An 18,715-nucleotide genomic window follows, 5' to 3' on the forward strand; every position below is an offset into this window, starting at 1 on the left:
ACGTTAAAGTCAGGACTTTTCATTTGCCGGACGCAGGCATGCCTTCTCGTGATCTGAACTCACTGCGCCAACAAGTCGAAGACCTCCAGCGACAGAACACACTGCTGGAGCAACGGCTTGCAAGCCTCCAGGCGCACGACCAGGACTTCTATCGCTCACTGTTCGACACCATGGACGAAGGCTTCTGCATTATCGAATTCTTCGATGGCCCCCATGGCCCGCTGAGTGACTACGTGCATGTGCTGGCCAACGCAGCCTATACCAAACACGCCGGCATCCCCAACGTGGTCGGGCAAAAACTGCGCGAGATGGTGCCTGATGAGGCAGATGACTGGGTGGCCCGCTATGGCGCGGTGCTTCGCACCGGTGAACCGCTGCACTTCGAGCAGGAACTGGTTGCTACCGGCCGTGTGCTGTCAGTGACCACTTTTCGCATAGAGCCTGCCGAGAAACGCCAGGTAGCGGTATTGTTCAAGGATGTGACCGAACGCCGGCGTGCAGAGCAGGCCCTGCAGCGTCTGAACGAAGAGCTCGAACAACGGGTGAGTGCCGCACTGGCGGAGCGACGCTTGTTTGCCGAGCTTGTCGATCACAGTGTGGTCAATGTGCATGTGGTCGACAAGGACCTGCGCTGGCTGGCTGTCAATCGCCAGGCCAGGCATGACTTCCACCTGCTGTACGGGAGGACACCCGAAATCGGCGACTACCTGCCCGGGTTGTTCGACGATGGCACCGCCGGCCAGACGCCTATTCTGCCGATGTGGCAGCGCGCCCTGGCAGGCGAGCAGTTCATCGAGATCGGTACCTTCGGCAAGCCCCCCGCGCTGCGCCATTACGAGTTGCGGTTCAACGCCTTGCGCGACCCCAAAGGCGAGGTACAGGGCGCGTTTCTGTTCGCCTATGACATCAGTGAACGGGTGCAGGAGCAGGAACGCTTGGCCAAGGCCGAAGCGGCGCTGCGCCAGGCACAGAAAATGGAGGCAGTAGGCCAGCTCAGTGGCGGCATTGCCCATGACTTCAACAATTTGCTGGGCGGCATCCTTGGTGCTCAGGAGCTGATGCGTCAACGCCTGGACCAGTCACGCTTCGACGCCCTGGCACCCTTGCTGGAGCTGTCCAGCAGCGCGGCGCAGCGGGCCTCGTCGCTGGTGCACCGGCTGCTGGCGTTCTCCCGCCAGCAGACCCTGCAACCCTGCTCCACGCAGGTGGCCACTTTGGTGGCTGGCATGGAAGACCTGCTTCGCCGCACCATCGGCCCGGCGATTACCCTGAGCAGCCGCTTCGCCAACCAGCTGTGGCCAACCTTCATCGACCCTCCCCAACTGGAAAGCGCCTTGCTCAACTTGTGCATCAACGCGCGCGATGCCATGCCGGCCGGTGGTGTGATCGAGATCATTGGCGACAACCTGCGGCTTGACGACAAGCAGGCCCTGGCACTGGCACTGCCGGCCAGCGAGTACGTGCGGCTGAGCATCGTCGACAACGGTAGCGGCATGTCGGCTGAAGTCGTTGAGCGCGCAGTCGAGCCGTTCTTCACCACCAAGCCGATGGGCCAGGGCACCGGCCTGGGTCTGTCCATGACCTATGGCTTCGTGCGCCAGTCGGGTGGGCAATTACGGGTGCTGTCGGTGCCTGGCGAGGGTACCCGCATCGAGCTGCTGTTACCCCGCCACCACGCGCAAGCCCAGGCGCCAATCAGCAAACCGCAGCGCGCGCCTTTGCGAAGAAGCAGCGAGACTGCAAAACGCATTCTGTTGGTTGAAGACCAGACCGCCTTGCGCCTGGTGATAGGTGAAGTGCTGGAAGAGCTGGGCTATCGGGTGGACGCCTTCGAGAACGGTCCGTCTGCCCTCACCCACCTGCAAAGTGGCGAACGGCCGGACTTGCTGCTGAGCGATGTCGGCCTGCCTGGCGGCCTGAATGGCCGCCAGGTAGCCGAACGCTGCCGTGAGCGTTACCCGGACCTCAAGGTACTGTTGATGACTGGGTACGATGAGAGCGCGGCGTTCAGCGACGGCCAACCGCTGCAAGGTACGCTGGTGTTGACCAAGCCGTTCGAACTGGACGCACTGGCGGAGCGGGTTCGTGAGCTGCTGGAAACTTGACGGGCGCGTTCAGCGCCCGCCGCCCAGGTCGATGAAGCTGCCGGTGGCATAGGAGGCTTTGTCCGAAAGCAGCCAGAGGATGGCCTCGGCCACTTCCTCGGGACGCCCCCCTCGGCCCATGGGCAAGCCAGGTTCGAGCTTGCTGACGCGGTTTGGGTCACCCGACAGCGCATGGAAACCGGTATGGATATAGCCCGGCCGGACGCCATTGACGCGCACGCCCTCGCCTGCCACTTCTTTGGCCAGGCCGATGGTGAAGGTGTCGAGCGCGCCCTTGGAGGCGGCATAGTCGACATATTCGTTGGGCGAACCCAGGCGTGCGGCTACCGATGATACGTTGACGATGGCCCCGCCTTGCCCGCCATGTCGGCGCGCCATGCGCAGCAGGGCGTGCTTGGCGCAGAGCATGGGGCCGACGACGTTGGTTTTCATGACGTTCAGCAGCCGGAACTCGGACATGTCCTCGACCCTGCTTTGCTGGCCGATGGTGCCGGCGTTGTTGACCAGTGCGGTGACCGGGCCGAGCTCATCGTCGACGCGCAGGAACAGTTGGATGATTTCATCCTCGACGCTGACGTCGGCGCGCACCGCGATGGCCTCGGCGCCCAGGGCGCGGACCTGGCTGAGGATGGTTTCGGCGGCCTGGTCATCGGCGTGATAGTTGATGCAGATGCGGTAGCCCTGGCGGGCGGCCAACAGCGCAGTGGCGGCGCCGATGCCGCGGCTGCCGCCGGTGATGACGATGACGTTCTCCATGGGTTTGCCAATGGTTTTGGGAAGGGAGCATCGACAATAGGCGAAATGGCGCTGCGTTGGAATGACAAAGATCAGCACAGCCAACCCTCTGCTGTTGATGTGGCTGTTGATGTGGCTGTTGATCTGGCTTTTGATCTGGCTTTTGATCTGGCTTTTGATCTTGATCTTCGCGACTTCAGGAGGCCGAACGCAGGCCTTGCGGAGGCAGGTGACGGGCATGGATGCCCGTCAAGCGCTGAGGCCCCAGGATGGGGCCTTCGGCGCGGTCCTGCCGGGAGCAAGGCCGGAGTGAGGGAACCCCGGAGCGCAGCGCAGGGGCCGGATGATGGGAGCGCAGCGTTTTTTGGTTACTTTTTGTCGCGTTTGACAAAAAGTGACTCGCCGTAAGGGCGAAAAGGTGAGTCCGTGTCGCCATCGCGAATGGACTGTTCGCTGAGTCAAAACAGACGAATTTGCTTCTTGCTTCTTGCTTCTTGCTTCTTGCTTCTTGCTTCTTGCTTCTTGCTTCTTGCTTCTTGGATGTGGGCATCCACATCGAGTAGGTATTCATTCGCGCAGGTGGCGCATCATCACCTTTCCGCCCTTACGGCGGGTCACTTTTTGTCAAACGCGACAAAAAGTAACCAAAAAACGCTGCGCTCCTATCATCCGGCCCCTGCGCTACGCTCCGGGGTTCCCTCGCTCCGGCCTTGCTCCCGGGAGGACCGCGCTGCAGGCCCCATCCTGGGGCCCAGCGCTTGACGGGCATCCATGCCCGTCACCTCCCTTCGCAAGCCCTGCGCTCGGCCTCCTGAAGTCGCAATCCGCAGCGCCTGGGCTATCGCGCGCTTAGAAGCAAAATCAAAAGCCGAAGCGAGAGCGAGAGCGAGAGCGAGAGCGAGAGCGAGAGCATCGAGATCTTGCCTTGTGTTTAGATCAACTCTGCTGTTGATCTTGATCTTGATCTTGATCTTGATCTTGATCTTCGCGACTTCAGGAGGCCGAACGCAGGCCTTGCGGAGGCAGGTGACGGGCATGGATGCCCGTCAAGCGCTGAGGCCCCAGGATGGGGCCTTCGGCGCGGTCCTGCCGGGAGCAAGGCCGGAGTGAGGGGACCCCGGAGCGCAGCGCAGGGGCCGGATGATGGGAGCGCAGCGTTTTTTGGTTACTTTTTGTCGCGTTTGACAAAAAGTGACTCGCCGTAAGGGCGAAAAGGTGAGTCAGCGTCGCCATCGCGAATGGACTGTTCGCTGAGTCAAAACAGACGAATTTGCTTCTTGCTTCTTGCTTCTTGCTTCTTGGATGTGGGCATTCACATCGAGTAGGTATTCATTCACGAAGGTGGCGCATAGTCACCTTTCCGCCCTTACGGCGGGTCACTTTTTGTCAAACGCGACAAAAAGTAACCAAAAAACGCTGTGCTCCCATCATCCGGCCCCTGCGCTACGCTCCGGGGTCCCCTCGCTCCGGCCTTGCTCCCGGGAGGACCGCGCTGCAGGCCCCATCCTGGGGCCCAGCGCTTGACGGGCATCCATGCCCGTCACCTCCCTTCGCAAGCCCTGCGCTCGGCCTCCTGAAGTCGCAATCCGCGGCGCCTGGACTATCGCGCGCTTAGAAGCAAGATCAAAAGCCGAAGCAAGACCGAGACCGAGACCGAGACCGAGACCGAGAGCATCGGGATCTTGCCTTGTTTAGCTCAATGCCCCGCCGATGCCGGGCCCGCCTTGGCGGTAAAGGGCGGCTTGGCGAACCACACCAGCAGAATCAACCCGGCAAACACCCAGCTCATCAACGTGAAGTAATCCACCGTCGACATCATGTAAGCCTGCCCGTTGAGTATCTGCTCCAACTGCGCATAACTCTGCGGGCTGGCGCCGCCCAACTGCTCAAGGGTATACCGCGTCGCCGGGTCGAACTGGCTGATGTGCTCGCTCAGATAGGCATGGTGCTGGTCCGCCCGACGAATCCAGATCCAGGTGGTCAACGAAGCCGCAAAACTCCCGCCCAAGGTTCGCAGGAAAGTCGCCAGCCCCGAACCGTCGGCAATCTGGTGCGGCGGCAGATCAGACAGAAGAATGCTCAACGTCGGCATGAAGAACAACGCCACGCCAATCCCCATGAACAACTGCACCAAAGCCACGTGCTGGAAGTCCACCTCGCTGGTGAAACCAGCACGCATGTAGCAACTGGTACCGATCGCCAGGAACGCCAACCCAGCCAGCACCCGCAAGTCGAACCGGTGCGCATATTTACCCACGAACGGCGACATGATCACCGGCAGCAAGCCGATCGGCGCAACCGCCAGGCCTGCCCAAGTCGCGGTATAGCCCATCTGCGTCTGCAACCACTGCGGCAGGATCAGGTTGATACCGAAGAACCCGGCATACCCCCCGACCAGCACAATGGTGCCAATGCGGAAGTTGCGGTGCACGAACAGACGCAAGTTGACCACCGGGTGCCGGTCGGTCAGCTCCCAGATCACGAACACCGCCAGGAACACCACCGAGATCAGGCTGCCGACAATGATGAACGACGATTCGAACCAGTCCAGATCGTTGCCTTTGTCCAGCACTACCTGCAAGGCACCGACGCCGATAATCAGGGTCAGCAGGCCAATGTAATCCATCGGCTGGCGGCTGGTGACCACCGGGCGCGTGCGCATCTGCTGGCGCACCACGGCAGCAGCGAACAGGCCGATGGGCACATTGATGAAGAAGATCCATGGCCAGCTGTAGCTATCGGTAATCCAGCCCCCAAGAATCGGCCCGGCAATCGGCGCCACCACCGTGACCATCGCCAGCAGCGCCAGTGCCATCCCCCGTTTTGCCGGGGGGTAGACAGCAATCAGCAGGGTTTGGGTCATCGGGTAAAGCGGCCCGGCGACCACGCCCTGCAAGACACGAAACCCCACCAGCTCGGGCATCGACTGGGCAATACCACACAGGAACGACGCCAGCACGAACAGCAGCGTGGCCCAAATGAACAGCTTCACTTCACCAAAGCGCCGGCTCAGCCAGCCGGTCAGCGGCAAGGCGATAGCGTTGCTCACCGCGAACGAGGTGATGACCCAGGTACCTTGCTCGTAACTCACCCCCAGGTTGCCGGAAATGGTCGGCAAGGCCACGTTGGCGATGGTGGTGTCCAGCACCTGCATGAACGTCGCGAGCGACAGGCCGATGGTGGTCAGCAGCAGACTCGGCGGCGTGAACTGGGCAGCGGCGTTGTTGCTCATCGTTGCGCCGTCTTGCCGGTTGCGCTGTTCTCGTGAATCAGCCGGGCGATCAGGTTGTCGGCTTCGACCAGCTGGTGGTCATACACCTGGGTGGTGTAGCTGGCCTTCTGCGGAGGCTGCTGGGCCAAAGCCGGGCCGCTCTGGTCATGCAGGTCGACTTCAACCACGGTGGACAGGCCGATACGGAGGGGGTGGTCCTTGAGCTGGTCGGGGCTGAGGTGGATGCGCACGGGTACTCGCTGGACAATCTTGATCCAGTTACCGGTTGCGTTCTGCGCCGGCAGCAAGGCAAAGGCGCTGCCGGTGCCCGCGCCAAGGCTGTCGACCGTGCCGCTGTACTTGACCTCGCTGCCGTACAAATCAGCGGTGACTTCCACCGGCTGGCCAATGCGCATCTCACGCAGCTGGGTTTCCTTGAAGTTGGCATCGATCCACACCTGATCCAGCGGGATTACCGCCATGGTCGCGGTGCCCGGCTGCAGGCGCTGGCCCAACTGGACGGTACGCTTGGCAACGTAGCCGGTGACCGGCGCGACCAACGTGGTGCGGGCGTGGTCGAGGTAGGCCTGGCGCAGGTCGGCAGCAGCAGCCATGACGTCGGGGTGCGAGGACACCACGGTGTCGTCGACCAGCGCGCTGCTGGTGCTGAGCTGTTGGCGCGCACTGTTGACGGCGGCCTGGGCAACGGTCAGGTCGTCGCGGGCATGGGACAGTTCTTCTGCGGCAATCGCACCGCTGTCAGCCAGCACCTTGCGCCGGTTGAAGTCCTGCTGCGCCTTGCGCAGTTCAGCTTGGCGCGTTTCCAGTTGAGCCTTCAGCGAGTCGACGTTGCTGTACAGCCCGCGCACCTGCCGCACGGTGCGTGCCAGCTTGGCTTCGGCGGACTGCAAGGCCACTTCGCTGTCGGCCGGGTCGAATTGCAGCAACACCTGGCCGGCGTGGACCAGGTCGCCGTCATCGGCCCCGATGCTGGTAACGGTGCCAGCGACCAGCGGGGTGATCTCCACCACGTTGCCGTTGACGTAGGCATCGTCGGTGCTTTCGTGCCAACGCCCGACAATGCTGTACCAGGCCCAGGTGCCGACCCCGGCAAGGATCAGCAGCAACAGCAGGCCAAGCAGCCAGGCCTTGCGCTTGCGTGACGACTCGGGCGCGGCGGAGGGAGTCGGGGTGTCTGTGGGAGTGGCCATGACAATACCTTGGATAATTCGTTACAGGGTTCAACGGTCGCCGAAGCGGCGGATCGTCAACGGGTCGCCAGCACTGAGCAGCACCTTGGCCAGCAGGCCTTCCAGGGTCTTGAGCTCCTCTGGTGCCAGCACGCCGCACAACTCGTTCATGGCGGCGGCGCCAATTTCCGGCAGGCGGTTGGCCAGGCGCTGGCCGTCCGCAGTGAGTGCCAGGCGCACTTGGCGCCGGTCGTCGGCGCAGCGGTTGCGCACGATCAGTTCCTTCTGCTCGAGGCGGTCGAGCATGCGGGTCATCGAACCGCTGTCCAGGCCCAGGTACCGGCACAGTTCGGCCGGGGTATCCACCTGGTACTGGGTGACGATGATCAGCACTTTGAACTGCGCGGCGGTGACGCCCTCTGACTCCAGGTGCCAGTCAAGAATGCGGTCTTTGAGAATCGCAGCACGGCCAAGCAACATGCCGATGGCGCAGGTCTGGAAGTTTTCGGGGGAAAAATGGGCCATCGTTGACTGCTCAGTTAAGTGTGTAGAAATATTACTGCCTAGGCAGTGAATGTCAAAGCCTTCATTAGCAAGCTATGAAATATTTCATGACTTCTGCCTGTCTCACCGCTCTCAGCAGGCGCGTATTGCGGCCCATTGCTGCACACAAGGCCGCGCCTGCAAGGGTGTGCGTAAAGGCGGCTAACGCGCTCGCAGGCCCAACGCCTCCACCGCCCCGCAAGCAATCGCCATTCCCACCAGTTCTGCGAGGCTGCCCGCCTGCAACCGCTTCATCACCCGCCCCCGGTACAGGTCCACGGTCTTGACGCTGATGCCCAACTGCTCGGCAATTTCGCGGTTGCTCAACCCTTGGGCCAAGGGTACGAACACGTCCCGCTCACGCGGCGTCAGGCCATCGATACGCGCCTGCACCAAGGCCAGCGCCTGATCGCCTTGTCGCGCCAGCCCGGCGTGCTCCAGCGCAGCCTGAACGCTGTCGAGCAGCAACTGGTCGTTGTAGGGTTTTTCGATGAAGTCGCAGGCACCGGCCTTGAATGCCCGCACCACGATCGGTACATCGGCATGACCGCTGACGAAGATCACCGGCACCATCAGGCCACGCTCACGCATCGCCTGCTGCACAGCCAGCCCGCCCAACCCCGGCATGCGCACATCCAGCAGCACACAGGCGGGCCCATCATCGACGCAGGCGTCGAGAAACGCCTGCCCGCTGGCGAACGGCAAGGCTTGCAGGCCCACCGACTGCAGCAGCCAGACCGTAGAGTCGCGCATCCCCTGGTCGTCATCGACCACATACACTTTTGCTTGCAACACTGCCTCCCCTTATTCCCTGCTGACCGCCAGCCGGCAGCACAGTACCAGACCGCCGTTGTCACCCGCCCGCGCCCACAGGCTGCCACCAAAGCCTTCGATCAGGCTGCGGCTCATGCTCAAGCCCAAGCCCAGGCCGTCGGCCTTGCTGGTGGTGAACGGCGTAAAGATTTCATCCAGCCGCTCCGGTGCCACGCCCGGGCCCTGGTCGGCTACCTCGACCAGCACCCCATCGCCATCGCGCGCAGCGCAGAGCAGGATACGTGACGGCCGCTCCCCCTGCCGCTCGCGATTGGCATCGATGGCATTGCGCAGCAGGTTGAGCAGCACCTGCTCCAGCAGCACCCGGTCGGCATACACCAAGGGCAGTTGAGCGCTCATGCGAAGTTCCACCTGCACTTGGTCCCGCGCGGCTTCCCAGGCGCACAGGCGCATGGCTTCGCCAGTCAGCTCGGCCACATCCAGCGCCTCCAGGCGGCGCGGCCCCTTGCGCAGGAAGGCACGCAGGCGGCGGATCACTTCGGCGGCATGGGTGGCCTGTTCGCTGATACGCTGCAGGCCCTGGCCTACCCGATCGCGAGCCTGGGGGTCACGTTCCAGGCCCTGCAGGTAACGCTGACTGGCGTTGGCATAGTTGACCACGGCGGCCAGTGGCTGATTGATTTCATGGGCGATGCCCGAGGCCAGCTCGCCCAGGGTCGCGAGGCGGGCACTGTGAGCCAGGCTTTCCTGCGCTTCGATGCGCAAGGTGATGTCGCGGGACACGCTGACCACCTCCACCACCGCGCCCGTGTAGGTCTCGCGGATCGCCCGGCTGGCGATTTCGAACCAGCGGTAGTCGCCTGTCGCCTGGCGTACCCGGCAGGTCATGGTGTGGTAGCCATCCTGGTCCAGCGCGGCAGCGGCCTGGCGCAGTACCTGACGCCGTTCGCGCGGATGCAGCAGGGTATGTACAGGCATGCCACGCAGTTGTTCGGGCCACAGGCCGAGCAGGCGGTAGGCTGCCGGTGAGGCATCGAGAAAGCGGCCATCGGGGCTGTGCCGGGAAATCAGGTCGGTGGTGTTTTCGATGATCAACCGATACAGGCGCCGGGCGCGGCTGGCTTCGCGTGCGCCGAGGCGCTCTTCGCTGGCATCACGGCAGCGGCCCAGCACCTGCTGGCCGTGGTTGTCCGGCATGAACGTCCACAGCACGATACGTTCGCCGACCTGCACTTCGACCTCGCTGATCGCCCGGTGCTGGCGCAGACAGGCACGCACCAGGGCAGCGCAATTGGCCGGCAGCCAGCAAGCCAGCTCAGGCCCTTCGGCGACCCAGGCCTGCAGTGCCGGGTTGAGTGCCAGCGGGCTTGCATCACTGGCCAGCAACAGACTGGGTTGTGGGTCTTTGGCGAGCAAGGGGTAAGCAGTGTCATCCACGGTAGGCGGCCTGTTTTTATAGTAGTTTTACTATATTGCTATAGTCGATATTCCTAATACCATAGCGACTCGCGTAAAACTGCGACAGAGGGGGCGGCCCACCGTCCGCCCCTACTGCACCCTGAACAGAGCTAACAATCAGCCATCGGGGGCCAGGTGCACAGGCTGCGTCTGCCTCCCTTACAGGATTACCGCATGTCGATCTATGCCCAGGGCCTGATGCCCGCTGCCGTCAACCATGTCGCCCTCACCCCGCTGAGCTTCATCGAACGCACCGCTGCCGTTTACGGCAACTACCCGGCCGTCATCCACGGCGCCATCCGCCGCAACTGGCAAGAAACCTACCAACGCTGTCGGCGCCTGGCCAGCGCCCTGGCCGGCCGTGGCATTGGGCGCGGCGACACCGTGGCAGTGATGCTGCCCAACACCCCGACCATGCTCGAGGCGCATTTTGGCGTACCCATGACCGGTGCTGTGCTCAATACCCTGAACGTGCGCCTGGATGCCGAGGCTATCGCCTTCATGCTGCAGCATGGCGAGGCCAAGGTGCTGATCACCGACCGCGAGTTCCATGCGGTCATCGAAGGTGCTCTGGCACTGCTTGAACACCCGCCGCTGGTGGTTGATGTGGATGACCCGGAGTACGGCGAAGGCCGCGCGGTCAGCCAGCTGGACTATGAGGCCCTGCTCAACGAAGGCGACCCGGAATTTGCCTGGGAATGGCCCGATGACGAATGGCAGGCCATATCACTGAACTACACCTCCGGCACCACCGGCAACCCCAAGGGCGTGGTCTACCACCACCGTGGCGCCTACCTGAACGCACTGGGCAACCAGATGACCTGGGCCATGGGCCACCGCCCGGTGTACCTGTGGACGCTGCCGATGTTCCACTGCAACGGCTGGTGCTACCCCTGGACCATCACCGCGCTGGCCGGCACCCATGTGTTCCTGCGCCGGGTCGACCCGCAGAAAATCCTGACCCTGATCCGCGAGCACAAAGTCAGCCACCTGTGCGGTGCGCCGATCGTGCTCAACGCGCTGGTCAACATGCCCGAGGCGGCCAAGGCAGCCATCGAGCACCCGGTGCAGGCCATGGTCGCCGGCGCTGCACCACCGGCCAAGGTCATCGGCGCTGTGGAGCAAATGGGCATCAAGGTCACCCACACCTATGGGCTGACCGAGGTCTACGGCCCGGTGACCGTGTGTGCCTGGCATGACGAATGGGACGCGCTTTCGCTGGAAGAGCGTGCCCGGATCAAGTCTCGCCAAGGCGTGCGCTACCCGACCCTCGATGGCCTGATGGTCGCCGACCCGCAAACCCTTCAGCCGGTGCCCCGCGACGGCGATACCCTGGGCGAAATCTTCATGCGCGGCAACACGGTGATGAAGGGCTACCTGAAAAACCCTGAAGCCACCGCCGAAGCCTTCCGTGGCGGCTGGTTCCACACCGGCGACCTGGCCGTGTGGCATGCCGACGGCTATATCGAGATCAAGGACCGGCTAAAGGACATCATCATTTCCGGTGGCGAGAACATCTCCACCATCGAGGTCGAAGACGCCCTGTACAAGCATCCGGCAGTGCTGGAAGCCGCCGTGGTGGCGCGCCCGGATGAAAAATGGGGGGAAACCCCGTGCGCCTTCGTTGCCCTGAAGCCAGGCCGGGAGGACACCCGTGAAGCCGACATCACCAGTTGGTGCCGCGAGCACCTGGCCGGGTTCAAGGTGCCGAAGACCGTGGTGTTCGGCGAGCTGCCCAAGACCTCGACCGGCAAGATCCAGAAGTACGTGTTGCGCGACCGGGCCAAGGCCCTCTGATGCCGTAGCCGCTCCCCTTCAGGCGCAGTACACGGCTGCGCCTGAAGGTTCAGCGCACGCCCAACCATCCCCCACTATTGCAAGAGCTGCCGATGACCACCTATTCCGCCCCCCTGCGCGACATGCGCTTCGTCCTGCATGACGTGTTCAACGCTTCGGACCTGTGGGCCCGCCTGCCCGCCCTGGCCGAACGCATCGATGCCGACACTGCCGACGCCATTCTCGAAGAAGCTGCCAAAGTCACCGGCCAGCTGATTGCCCCGCTCAGCCGCAACGGTGACGAGCAAGGTGTGTGCTTCGACGCAGGCCAGGTCACCACCCCTGATGGCTTCCGCGAGGCCTGGAACACCTACCGCGAAGGTGGCTGGGTTGGCTTGGGCGGCAACCCGGAACACGGCGGCATGGGCATGCCAAAGATGCTCGGCGTGCTGTTCGAAGAGATGCTCTACGCCGCTGACTGCAGCTTCAGCCTGTATTCGGCGTTGAGCGCCGGCAGTTGCCTGGCGATCGATGCCCACGCCAGCGAAACCCTCAAGGCCACTTACCTGCCACCGCTGTATGAAGGCCGCTGGGCCGGTACCATGTGCCTGACCGAACCCCATGCCGGCACTGACCTGGGGCTGATCCGCACCCGCGCCGAGCCCCAGGCCGATGGCAGCGTGCGCATCAGTGGCAGCAAGATCTTCATTACCGGCGGCGAGCAGGACCTGACCGAGAACATCGTCCACCTGGTGTTGGCCAAACTGCCGGATGCGCCCGCCGGTGCCAAAGGTATATCGCTGTTCCTGGTGCCCAAATTCCTGGTCGAGGCCGATGGCCGTCTGGGCGCGCGCAACGCTGTCCACTGTGGCTCGATCGAACACAAGATGGGCATCAAGGCCTCGGCGACCTGTGTCATGAACTTTGATGGTGCCATCGGTTACCTGGTGGGCGAGCCGAACAAGGGCCTGGCAGCGATGTTCACCATGATGAACTACGAACGCCTGTCCATCGGCATACAAGGCATCGGTTGTGCCGAAGCCTCCTACCAGAGCGCCGCCCGCTACGCCAACGAGCGCCTGCAGAGCCGCGCAGCGACTGGCCCGCGGGCACACGACAAGGCGGCCGACCCGATCATCCACCATGGCGATGTCCGGCGCATGCTGCTGACCATGCGCACCCTCACCGAAGCAGGTCGGGCGTTCGCCGTCTACGTTGGCCAGCAACTGGACGTGGCACGCTATGCCGAGGACGCCGGCGAGCGCGAGCATGCCCAGCGCCTGGTGGCACTGCTGACACCGGTGGCCAAGGCATTCTTCACCGATAACGGTCTGGAAAGCTGCGTGCTTGGCCAGCAGGTGTATGGCGGTCATGGCTACATCCGCGAATGGGGCCAGGAGCAACGGGTGCGAGACGTGCGCATTGCACAGATCTATGAAGGCACCAACGGCATCCAGGCCCTTGATCTGCTGGGGCGCAAGGTGCTGGCCGACGATGGTCAGGCGTTGGCCAGCTTTGCCAGCGAAGTGCGAGCCTTCAGTGTGGATGCGCCCTTGTACCGCGAGGACCTGCAGGCGAGCCTGGCGCGGCTGGAGGCCACCAGCAGCTGGCTGCGGGAGCAGGCAGGCGAAGATGCCAACCTGGTCAGCGCGGTGGCGGTTGAGTACCTGCAGCTGTTCGGGCTGACTGCGTACGCATATATGTGGGCGCGGATGGCTGCGGTGGCGTTGGCCAAACGTGAGGAGGATGAGGCGTTTCATGGCGCGAAGCTTGCGTGTGCGGCGTTCTATTTCCAGCGGGTCTTGCCGCGAGGGCTGGGGCTGGAGGCGAGTATTCGGGCCGGCAGTGGCAGCCTTTATGGGCTAGAGGCTGCACAGTTCTGAGCGATGTGTCACTGACGCGCTTTTTGCAGGCGCAGCCGTGTGCTGCGAAGAGGCCGGTGCAGGCTAACGAATCTGTACTCACTGACCTCTTCGCAGCATCAGCCCGTTCCAGAAGCGATTGCAGACATCGTCTTGTGCCCGCGAAGGGTTCTCAAACGCTGAAAAACCATGGCTAATCCGACGAAAAACCGGCACAACTGATAGTCATTCGCCATTACATTGGTTCTCGGGAGCCCTCCCGCAAGGGTAGAATGCGCAAAACCCGGAGCCGCAATGAACCACGACCGCCTCAATCCCAACCCAGACGATGCCATCACCGACGCCGCAGCGCATTGGTGCATGCGCCTTCACGCCGAAGATTGCACGCAGGCCGAGCATGAAGAATTCGCTGACTGGTTGGCGGCCGACCCGCGGCATACCGAAGAGTACCAGGCGATGCTGGAAATCTGGCAAACCGCCGACCTGCTGCCGCGCAGCGCCACCGTCATCGACTTCAACCCACCCGTCAAACACGCCGCCCGCCCTCGCAACTGGCGGCCACTGGCGTCTGCTGCAGCCATCGCCCTGGCAGTGCTGCCGCTGGCCGGCTGGATGGGGTGGGAACAGGGCTGGTTGCCCAACCACTACCAGCACTTCGAAGCCAGTGACCGCATGCAGACCGTGGAGCTCAGCGACGGCAGCACGGTACAGCTCAACCTCCACACCGAGCTCACCTTCCTCAACTACAAGGACCAGCGCCAGGTCACGCTCAAACGCGGCGAGGCGTTCTTCAAGGTGCGACACGACAGCAGCCACCCGTTCATCGTGCGTGCCGGCAGTGGCCAGACCCGGGTCACCGGCACCCAGTTCAACGTGTGGAAGTACCAAGACCAGGTGAAGGTCACCCTGGTGGAAGGTTCAGTGCTGGTGTCCAGTGAGGGCAGTGCCGGTGGCTACCGCCTTGGCCCTGGCATGCAGGCCAGTTACCACAAGGGCGACTTCGAGCCGCAGCTGGAGCAGAGCGAAGACTATGGCAACAGCCTGGCATGGCGCAGCGGCAAGCTGGTGCTCGACAACCTGAGCCTGGAACAGGCACTGCCGGTGATCAACCGCTACCTCGACGCCCCGCTGCTGCTGGCCGATGCCAGCACCGGCCGTATCCGCATCAGCGGCATCTACAACACCCGTGACGTGGGGCGCCTGGTCAACAACCTGCCCAAAGTCCTACCGGTCTACCTGACCCGCAGCAAGGACGGCAGCACCGTGCTCAATCGCATCTCGCCGCCGCCCGACAAGGGCTGACGCCCTCCCCGCCTTACAAGGTCATCGCTGCCAACCAGCCGAACGCCATCAACGGCAAGTTGTAATGGATGAAGGTCGGCACCACGGTGTCCCAGATGTGGTGATGCTGGCCATCCACGTTCAGGCCCGAGGTTGGGCCCAGGGTCGAGTCAGAGGCCGGCGAACCCGCATCGCCCAATGCACCGGCAGTACCGATGATGCACACCGTGGCCAACGGGTCGAAGCCCAGTTGCACGCACAGTGGCACGAAGATCGCGGCCAGGATCGGCACGGTGGAGAACGACGAGCCGATCCCCATCGTCACCAAAAGGCCTACCAGCAGCATCAGCAAGGCACCGATGCCCTTGCTGTGGTCGATCCACTGCGCCGAGGTTTCCACCAGGCTCATCACCTCACCGGTGGCCTTCATCACCTCGGCAAAGCCGGACGCGGTAATCATGATGAAGCCGATCATGGCCATCATTTTCATGCCTTCGGTGAACAGGTCGTCGGTATCTTTCCACTTGACGATGCCCGACAGCGAGAAGATCAGGAAACCGACCATGGCGCCGATGATCATCGAGTCCAGCAACAGCTGAACGATGAAGGCTGAAGCGATCGCCAGCCCGGCCACCAGCAAGGTCAGCGGGTTGTACTGCACGCTCACCTGCTCCACCTGCTGGATGCGCGTCAGGTCGTAGTCGCGCTTCTTGCGGTAGCTGATGAACACCGCCACCAGAAGGCCGACGAGCATGCCGGCTGCCGGGATGGCCATGGCGTGGGTGACGTTGACGCCGCTCACATCGACACCTGCGCGGGCAACGTTGGCCAGCAGGATCTCGTTGAGGAAGATATTGCCGAAGCCCGCCGGCAGGAACATGTACGGGGTGATCAGGCCAAAGGTGATTACACAGGCGATCAGCCGGCGGTCGATGCGCAGGCGCGTCAACACGTACAACAGAGGCGGCACCAGCAGCGGGATGAAGGCAATGTGGATAGGCAGGATGTTCTGGGACGACACGGCCACCACCAGCATCAGGCCGATCATCAGCCACTTGACCTTGCCACCCTTGGCGTCCCCTCGCCGGTCGATCATGGCCAGGGCGCGGTCGGCCAGCGCATGAGCCAGGCCAGACTTGGCGATTGCCACGGCAAAGGCACCCAGCAGTGCATAAGACAAAGCCACCGTGGCACCACCACCTAGGCCACCGTTGAAGGCTTTGAGCGTGCCTTCGATACCCAGGCCGCCCACCAGCCCACCGACCAGGGCGCCGATGATCAGGGCGATGACCACGTGCACGCGGGACAGGCTGAGTATCAGCATGATGCCGACCGCGGCGATCACTGCATTCATGGTTGGCTTACCTCATTACGACAGAAAAAAGCGCGAACTCTGAAGCAGTAGGCGGCAGATGTCAAAAGCGCCTTGATGCAGCGCGTCAACGGGTGGCCGAATTTAAATTGAATGTTTGAATAAAGAAAAAACGGCATAGGCCGATACTGTGGGAGGCAGCGAGGTGCCTGGCTGGAGAGCTTTGGCGCCTCCCCGCCCCACCGCAAATAAAGCCATAACCCTTACTGCCAAAAAGGGATCCGCCCCCATGCCTTTGCGACAACTTTCCATCCAGTGGAAAATCACCCTGCTCGCCGGTCTCTGTCTGGCCGGTATCGTCACCTTGCTCGTCGGCCTGTCGCTGTACCGCATGGATCACAGTTCGGACCTGGTCAAGGCCAGCAGCATGCAGATGCTGACCGAGGCGGCGCAGTCACGTATCGAATCACAAGGTGAAGTGCAAGCGCTGAACATTCGCCGCCAGTTCATGGATGCCTACCAGTACGGCGCCGGCTTCGCCCGCCAGGTACTGTTCCTCCGCGAGCAGGCCGAAAAGCGCTTTCTCGATGCCTTCGACCTGCGCGAGGACATGACCCGCCAGGTGCGCGCCGCACTGCAAGCCAACCCCGACCTGCTCGGCCTGTCACTGGTGTTCGAGCCCAATGCCCTGGACGACAAGGACAGCCTGTTTGCCGGCAAGGCAGAACTGGGCAGCAACGAAACCGGGCGCTTTGCCCTGTACTGGTCGCAGCCACGCGCTGGCCAGCTGACCTCGATGGCCCTGCCCGAACATGACATGGCCAACACCGAGATCGGCCCCAGCGGCCAGCCGGCCAACACCTGGTGGGTGTGCCCTCGCACATCCGGCAAGGTGTGTGTGGTGGAGCCCTACTTCTACGACATCGACGGCCAGCAGGTGCTGATGACCAGCATCGTGTTCCCGCTGGCGGTCAACGGCAAGATCATTGCCACCCTGTCCATCGACATCAACCTCAACAGCCTGCAGGCACTGAGCCAGGAGGCCAGCCACAGCCTTTACGAAGGCCGCACCACGGTCGGCATTCTTACCCCGGTCGGCCTGCTGGCAGGCTACAGCGCCGATGCCAGCAAGCTTGCCCAGCGCTTCGACCAGGTAGACCCGACCAAAGGCGCCGAGCTGGTGCGCAAGCTGGCCGATGGCAAACTGACTATCCTCCACGACCGCCAGCGCTTGAAAGTGCTGGCGGCATTCCGGCCAATCCCGGACGCCCAGCCCTGGGGCGTGTTGCTGGATGTGCCGGAAAACGCCCTGACCGGGCCGGCCGAAACCCTGAAGCAGGAACTTGACGCGCTCAACACCAGTGGCACCCTGCTGGAACTGAGCCTGGGCCTGGCCGCAGCCATTGCCGGCCTGCTGCTGGTGTGGCTGATGGCCCGCGGCGTTACCCGGCCAATCCTTGGCGTGGCCGCCATGCTCAAGGACATTGCCAGCGGCGAAGGCGACCTGACCCGTCGCCTGACCTACCAGAAACAAGACGAACTGGGCGAACTGGCCGGCTGGTTCAACCGCTTCCTCGACAAATTGCAGCCAACCATCGCCGAGGTCAAAAGCTCGGTGCAGGCCGCCCGAGGCACGGCCGACCAATCCTCGGCGATTGCCACTGAAACCAGCGCCGGCATGGAGCAGCAGTACCGCCAAGTCGACCAGGTGGCCACCGCCTCGCATGAAATGAGCGCCACCGCCCAGGACGTTGCCCGCAGCGCCGCCCAGGCGGCACAGGCGGCACGCGATGCCGACCAGGCCACCCGCGAGGGCTTGGCGGTAATCGACCGCACCACCAGCAGCATTGGTGCACTGGCCGCCAACATGAGCGACACCATGGCCGAAATAGAAGGCCTGGCGCAGAACAGCGAGAAGATCGGCTCGGTACTGGAAGTGATCCGCTCGATCGCCGAACAGACCAACCTGCTGGCGCTCAACGCTGCCATCGAAGCTGCCCGCGCCGGTGAGGCCGGCCGTGGCTTTGCCGTGGTCGCCGATGAGGTGCGCAACCTGGCCCAGCGCACTCAGGAGTCGGTGGAAGAAACTCGTCAGGTCATCGAAGCACTGCAGAACGGCACCCGCGAAGTGGTCGGCGCCATGGACCACAGCCACCGCCAGGCCCAAGGTGGCGTGGAGCAGGTCGGCCAAGCCGTCACGGCATTGCAGCGCATTGGCCAGGCGGTGACGGTGATCACCGACATGAACCTGCAGATTGCCTCTGCCGCCGAGGAGCAAAGCGCGGTAGCCGAGGAAATCAACAGCAACGTGGCGACCATTCGTGATGTCACTGAATCACTGTCTGGCCAGGCCAACGAGTCGGCGCGGGTCAGCCAGTCGCTGAACAGCCTGGCCAACCAGCAGCAAGCGCTGATGGACCAGTTCCGCGTCTGAAGCAAACGGGGCCACGCCAGTGGCCCTGAAACCG

The 18,715-nt window shown here is 63.1% G+C and carries 12 protein-coding genes; 5 read left to right on the forward strand and 7 right to left on the reverse strand.

Annotated features, from left to right (window positions below; genetic code table 11):
- The first annotated feature begins 38 nt into the window (after positions 1-38).
- On the forward strand, positions 39-2,105 hold the full coding sequence (locus GST84_15390; protein ID XGB13636.1) for a PAS domain-containing protein: 2,067 nt from the start codon (positions 39-41) through the stop codon (positions 2,103-2,105).
- 9 nt (positions 2,106-2,114) lie between these two features.
- On the opposite strand, the gene GST84_15395 is transcribed toward GST84_15390, so the two are convergent.
- From GST84_15395 to GST84_15420, 6 genes are all read right to left on the reverse strand, one after another.
- Positions 2,115-2,861 carry an SDR family oxidoreductase gene (locus GST84_15395; GenBank protein ID XGB15783.1) on the reverse strand — a complete coding sequence of 249 codons (747 nt, stop codon included), beginning with the start codon at positions 2,859-2,861 and terminating at the stop codon, positions 2,115-2,117.
- Positions 2,862-4,536: 1,675 nt separating this feature from the next.
- Complete coding sequence (locus tag GST84_15400; GenBank protein XGB13637.1) at positions 4,537-6,072, reverse strand: DHA2 family efflux MFS transporter permease subunit; 1,536 nt, start codon at positions 6,070-6,072, stop codon at positions 4,537-4,539.
- On the reverse strand, positions 6,069-7,262 hold the full coding sequence (locus GST84_15405) for an HlyD family efflux transporter periplasmic adaptor subunit (protein XGB13638.1): 1,194 nt from the start codon (positions 7,260-7,262) through the stop codon (positions 6,069-6,071). The genes GST84_15400 and GST84_15405 overlap by 4 nt, the downstream gene beginning before the upstream one ends.
- A gap of 30 nt (positions 7,263-7,292) precedes the next feature.
- Positions 7,293-7,766, reverse strand: coding sequence for a MarR family transcriptional regulator (locus tag GST84_15410; GenBank protein ID XGB13639.1), 474 nt, complete (start codon positions 7,764-7,766; stop codon positions 7,293-7,295).
- A gap of 180 nt (positions 7,767-7,946) precedes the next feature.
- The gene (locus tag GST84_15415; protein XGB13640.1) at positions 7,947-8,579 is read right to left on the reverse strand and encodes a response regulator; all 633 of its coding nucleotides are present in this window, start codon (positions 8,577-8,579) and stop codon (positions 7,947-7,949) included.
- 9 nt (positions 8,580-8,588) lie between these two features.
- Positions 8,589-9,995 (reverse strand): PAS domain S-box protein, encoded by a 1,407-nt coding sequence (locus tag GST84_15420; protein XGB13641.1) that lies wholly within the window; start codon positions 9,993-9,995, stop codon positions 8,589-8,591.
- A 195-nt stretch (positions 9,996-10,190) separates the two neighbouring features.
- Between GST84_15420 and GST84_15425 the strand changes: the two genes are divergently transcribed.
- The 3 genes from GST84_15425 to GST84_15435 all read left to right on the forward strand — a co-directional run bounded on the left by GST84_15425 (position 10,191) and on the right by GST84_15435 (position 14,956).
- The gene (locus GST84_15425; protein ID XGB13642.1) at positions 10,191-11,813 is read left to right on the forward strand and encodes an AMP-binding protein; all 1,623 of its coding nucleotides are present in this window, start codon (positions 10,191-10,193) and stop codon (positions 11,811-11,813) included.
- A 92-nt stretch (positions 11,814-11,905) separates the two neighbouring features.
- Complete coding sequence (locus GST84_15430; protein XGB13643.1) at positions 11,906-13,675, forward strand: acyl-CoA dehydrogenase; 1,770 nt, start codon at positions 11,906-11,908, stop codon at positions 13,673-13,675.
- Positions 13,676-13,948: 273 nt separating this feature from the next.
- A complete protein-coding gene (locus GST84_15435) occupies positions 13,949-14,956 on the forward strand; it encodes a DUF4880 domain-containing protein (protein XGB13644.1) in 1,008 nt (335 codons plus the stop codon).
- A 13-nt stretch (positions 14,957-14,969) separates the two neighbouring features.
- On the opposite strand, the gene GST84_15440 is transcribed toward GST84_15435, so the two are convergent.
- On the reverse strand, positions 14,970-16,289 hold the full coding sequence (locus GST84_15440) for a TRAP transporter large permease subunit (GenBank protein ID XGB13645.1): 1,320 nt from the start codon (positions 16,287-16,289) through the stop codon (positions 14,970-14,972).
- Between the two features lie 247 nt (positions 16,290-16,536).
- Between GST84_15440 and GST84_15445 the strand changes: the two genes are divergently transcribed.
- Positions 16,537-18,681 carry a HAMP domain-containing protein gene (locus GST84_15445; protein ID XGB13646.1) on the forward strand — a complete coding sequence of 715 codons (2,145 nt, stop codon included), beginning with the start codon at positions 16,537-16,539 and terminating at the stop codon, positions 18,679-18,681.
- Positions 18,682-18,715 lie beyond the last annotated feature (34 nt).

The organism is Pseudomonas putida (assembly GCA_041879295.1).
Classification (GTDB): Bacteria; Pseudomonadota; Gammaproteobacteria; order Pseudomonadales; family Pseudomonadaceae; genus Aquipseudomonas; species Aquipseudomonas putida_Y.